Origin of the sequence: Streptomyces sp. NPDC058964, from assembly GCF_042741275.1 — a bacterium.
Classification (GTDB): Bacteria; Actinomycetota; Actinomycetes; order Streptomycetales; family Streptomycetaceae; genus Streptomyces.
Genome location: NZ_JBHYKH010000235.1, coordinates 1 through 5,312, shown reverse-complemented (window position 1 = coordinate 5,312; position 5,312 = coordinate 1). Strand labels below are relative to the sequence as shown.

Annotated in this window: 2 protein-coding genes; both read left to right on the top strand. The window is 68.4% G+C overall.

Going from position 1 to position 5,312, the window contains the following annotated elements:
* Positions 1-56 precede the first annotated feature (56 nt).
* The gene (locus ACFW2E_RS26140) at positions 57-2,918 is read left to right on the top strand and encodes a TIGR03767 family metallophosphoesterase (protein ID WP_384469510.1); all 2,862 of its coding nucleotides are present in this window, start codon (positions 57-59) and stop codon (positions 2,916-2,918) included.
* Positions 2,919-3,071: 153 nt separating this feature from the next.
* On the top strand, positions 3,072-5,312 hold a 2,241-nt coding region (locus ACFW2E_RS26135), incomplete at its 3' end, for a TIGR03767 family metallophosphoesterase (RefSeq protein ID WP_384469509.1).

Below are 5,312 nucleotides of genomic sequence, written 5' to 3'. Positions count from 1 at the left end.
AACGGAATGGAACGCCGCAAGAGGAGACGAGTTCGACCTTTCCTGGGAGACATGGCGTGGGTATCTCGCGAAGAAGGTTACTGACGACGACCGGAGTGGGCGTGGTGGCGGCAGCCATCGACGCGGGCGGTTTCCGCGCCGGCGCCGAAGCGGCAACCTCGATGGACGCCGGCAGGACGGCCGGTACGGCGGCTGCCTCCACATCGGACGTGCCGATGGTCACCACGTGGGACCAGACGGTGCAGCGGGCGAGCTACGCCCAGGGTGCGGGCTACCAGCGGCTCGTCGCCGGGCCGGGCGAGCCGCACACCATCCGTACCGACCTCTGGTCCCACTTCGGCCCTCCGACGATGGCGCTGGCGGCGTTCGCGCAGATGACCGACCTGCACATCGTGGACGACCAGTCGCCGGCCCGCCTCGAATTCATGGACCGCTACGCCGACGCCGGCGCCCCGCACTACGCCTCGTATCCCACCGACTCGGCCTATCGGGGCCACGAGTTCCTGTCGACACAGGTGGTCGACGCGATGTGCCAGGCCATCGCCGGGATCGGCAAGGGCCCGCGGAGCAGGATGCCGCTGCAGTTCACCATCGTCACCGGCGACGCGGTCGACAACTGCCAGCACAACGAGAACCGCTGGTACATAGACCTGCTCGACGGCGGCCAGACCATCCTCCCGGACTCCGGCGGCATCGGCCTGGACCAGAGCTTCTCCGGTGGCGCCCTGACCGACGGCGGCACCGGGGACAACCACTACTACTACCCGTCGGTACCCCCGCAGCGGGTGCCGGGCAACCGTTACACCGGCACCTCCGGCCTCGGATTCCCCTATGTTCCCGGGCTGCTGGACGCGAGCGGCGTGGTGGGCGCGGCCCGCCGGCCGTTCGTCTCCCACGGCCTGGGCATGCCCTGGTACGCGGCGTACGGCAACCACGACGGACTGTGGCAGGGCAACGAGCCCATCGACAACAACCTCGTCGACGTGCGGGGCATGACGCTCGGCTCGTCCAAGACCACCGGCACCTCCGCCGACCTGCCGGACAACTACAGCGACCTCGGCACCTTCGGCAAGCTGATGGTCGCCTGGGACCTGGAGGGGACCCGGGTCGTCGCGGACCCCAGCCGGCGGTTGCTCACACGCAAGGCATTCATCCAGGACCACTTCAACACCGCCGGCCTGCCGGTCGGTCACGGATTCCAGGGCGTCGGGACCGACAAGGCCTATTACGCGATTCCCTCCGGCTCAGGCGACCTGATCCGGTACCTCACCCTCGACTCCACCAACACCAACACCGACGGCTTCGGCTCCGGCGCCGCGGGCGGCTCGATCGACACCGACCAGCTCAACTGGCTGGAACAGCAGCTCAGGGCCAACAGTTCGCGCTACATCAACACCAACAACCACGTAGTCACGCAGAGTGGTGTGCAGGACAAGATGTACGTCATCTTCTGCCACCACACGCTCAACACGATGGACAACCTCGACGACGGCATCCTCGGTGGCATCTTCGGGGACCGGCACACCGGCGACGAACTCAAGGCGCTGCTGCTGCGCTACCCGAACGTGATCGCCATGGTCAACGGTCACACACACGCCAACAAGATCATCCCTCATCCGGCACCGGCCTCCAGCCCGATCTCCGGCGGCTTCTGGGAGATCTCCACGGCCTCGCACATCGACTGGCCGATCCAGAGCCGCATCATCGAGATCACGGCGAGCCCCGACGCGCAGAACGCGGGGGAGTCCGGCTCCTCCGCCGGGCCCGCCACCATCTCGATCTTCACCACCATGGTCGACCCCGTCGCGCCCCTCTCCTTCGGGGGTGACACCAGCACACCCGCGCAACTGGCCTCCCTGGCGCGGGAGCTGGCCACCAACGACCCGCAGGAAGTGGATCGTGGCATCACCCGTCGCATGGGCGGCAACCAGGACCGCAACACGCAACTGCTCCTGGCGGCCCCCTTCCCGCTGCACGCTCCGCACCCGCTCGGTTCCCCGATCGCCGTGGCCCGCAACGAGGACGGACGGCTGGAGCTGTTCGGCACGGACGCGCAGGGCAACCTGTGGAACACCAGCCAGCGGACCGCCGGCGGCGACCTGCAGACCTGGACGAAGCTCGCCGACGGACCGGGGTGGCAGTCCGTCACCGCCGGCAGCCACCGGGACGGCCGGGTCGAGGTGTTCGCCCTCGACGGGAACGGCTTCGTCACCCGTCGCGCGCAGACCAGCGCGGGCAGCAGCACCTACACGGCGCCCCAGCGGTTCGACTCCGGCTTCACCTCGGCGACCGCGGTCCAGGACCAGTGGGGCGGCATGCAGGTCTACGCGACCCGCAGCGACAACACCATCCACCACCGCTGGCAGGACTTCCTGAACGACGACACCGGTTCGAACGGCTGGTTCACTCCCTGGACCCAGCTGGGCGGCACCGCAATCCAGCTGGCTGTCGAGACCGGCTCCGACGGGCGCGCCGTGCTGGTCGCCATCAAGGAGGACGGCCTCCTCATCCAGCGCAAGATGACCGTCGCCAACGCCCAGACGGAGAGCGAGTGGGGTGGCGTGCTGCCGCTCGACGGCATCCTCGACTCCATCGACATGACCCGCAACCTCGACGGACGCCTGGCGATCTTCGGCACCAATCCCGACGGGCAGCTCTTTTGCCGCTGCGAGACCGCCGCCGGCAGCGGGACGTGGCGGTCCTGGGCCCAGATACCGACGCAGGCCGGCGCCACCACGCTGAGGATGCGCCACGTCTGCGCCGAGCGAAGCGGATCCGGGAGGATCGAGCTGTTCGCCGTCGACAACACGGGCACGCTGTACCGCTGCGAGCAGGGCAGTCCCGACAGCACCGACTGGTCCCCCTGGCAGGCCTGCGAGGTCAGGCTGCGCGCCACTCACACCTTCGGCGGGCTGTGAAAGGCCCGGCAGCACCCCGATCCGCCCCCGCTCTTCCGCATGAACGCGGGTGCCGGCCCCGCCGCCCAGCGGCGGGGCCCGCAAGACAACGGGGTGCGGCAAGGACGGACCACGACTTCGCAGCATGTGAAGCCCAACACCGAAGGAATCGACATGGCAATCTCCCGTCGCAGGATCCTGACAGCTGCCGGAGTGGCTGTGGTGGCCGCGGCCATCGACGTCGGAAGTCTGCGCGCCGTCGCCAGTGCCGCATCGCCGCCTCTGGGCACCGGTGCCGCATTCGGGCTCACCACTGTGGACCAGACGGTGCAGATCGGCCCCGACCTGGGCATGGGATACCACGGTGTGGCCGCCGGCCCCGGCGAACCGCACATCGTCCGAAACGACTTCACCCTCACCACCTCGCCACAGGTCACCCGGTCGCTGATCGCCTTCGCCCAGATGTCAGACCTGCACATCGTCGACGACCAGTCCCCGCTGCGCGTCGAGTGCCTCGACCGGCTCGCGGACGACGGACCTCCGCACTACAACTCGTATCCGACCGAATCGGCGTACCGCGCGCACGAATTCCTTTCGACGCAGTCGACCGACGCGATGTGCCGAGCCGTCCGGCAGGTCCTCCGCAGTCCGCGGACGAGCACACCGCTGGCCTTCACCGTCGTCACGGGCGACGCGGTCGACAACTGCCAGTACAACGAGTCGCGGTGGTACATCGACCTGCTCGACGGCAACACGGTGCGCCCGGACTCCGGTGACCTCACCGAGGACGAGAGCGTGGCGAGCGGCCAGTTCGGGACGGAAACCCACTACTGGCATCCGGAAGCACGGCAGACTCCGCCCGACAACAACGCCCTCCATGGCTTCCCGGTCGTGAGCGGTCTGCTGAAGAGCGCCCGAAGATCGTTCACGGCGACCGGGCTGGGCATGCCCTGGTACGCCGCGTACGGCAACCACGACGCGCTCGTCCAGGGCAACGTCCCGATCGACATTCTCCCCTTCGACCCGCTCAAGAGCATCGCCACCGGCTCCACCAAACTGACGGAGATCGAGGGAATCCCGGACGTCTTCGACAACACTGCGACGTACTACCTGGACCTGCTGAAGGACGTACTGACGGGCGAGTTCACCCTCCAGACCGCCCACGTGACGGAGGACCCGTCCCGGCGGCTGCTGGCGCGCAGCGACTTCATCGCCGAGCACTTCAACACCACCGGTGCCCCTCGCGGGCACGGGTTCAGGGCCGGCAGCGACCAGGCCTACTATGCGATTCCCCCGGGGTCGGACGACATGTTCCAGTTCCTGGTGCTGGACACGACCAACACCAGCGGCGGTGCCAACGGCGCCATCGACAAGGACCAGTGGAACTGGCTGAACACCCAGCTCAAGGCCAACAGCTCACGCTACGAACTCGACGACTCCGACGGCAGCCGGGCCAGGACGGTCGTCAACCAGCCCGGCGTGACCGACAAACTCATCGTCATCTGCTGTCATCACACGCTCGACTCCATGGACAACACGGACAGCGGGTCCCCGTACGGCGGCACGGAACTCCGCAACCTGCTGCTGCGCTTCCCGAACGTGATCCTGATGGTCGACGGCCACACGCACACCAACAACATCTGGGCTCACAAGTCCTCCTGGCCGTCCGTCATCGGCAACGGCTTCTGGGAGGTGAACACGGCCTCGCACATCGACTGGCCCGTCCAGAGCCGGATCTTCGAGATCGCCGAAGGCGGTGGCATCCTGTCGATCTTCACGACCATGGTCGACTCCGACGCACCGCTGTCGTGCGACGGGGACACCAGCACCCCCGCCGCACTCGCCTCGTTGGGACGCGAGCTGGCGGCCAACGACCTTCAGGCGGTGGCGGCCGGCATCGGCAAGCGCCGTGGAACAGCAGACGCCCGCAACACACAGCTGCTGCTCCCCGCTCCCTTCTCCCTGGCCGCCGGACGCGGCACGCCGCTTCCGAGCGCCGAGTGGCCGGTGGTTCGGCAGGGGGCGGGCGGTGAGCGGGTCAGAACCGCGCAGTACCTGCTCAACGCCCGGGGGTCCACGCTGAGCGTGGACGGCTCCTTCGGCCCGTCCACCGGCAGCGCGGTGCAGTCCTTCCAGTCCAGCCGCGGTCTGTCCGCCGACGGGATCGTCGGACCCGCGACCTGGCGGGCCCTCGCCGTTGTGGTGCAGCAGGGCAGCAGCGGGCCCGCGGTGACGGCGTTGCAGCGCCTGCTCAACGCCCACGGGACCGCGCTGAGCGTGGACGGCTCCTTCGGTTCGGCCACCGGCAGCGCGGTGCGGGCCTTCCAGTCCGCACACAGCCTGCCGGCCGACGCAGTCGTCGCGTCCACGACCTGTCTCTTTAAAACAAAAGACGCTGCCAACCACACATCAAAT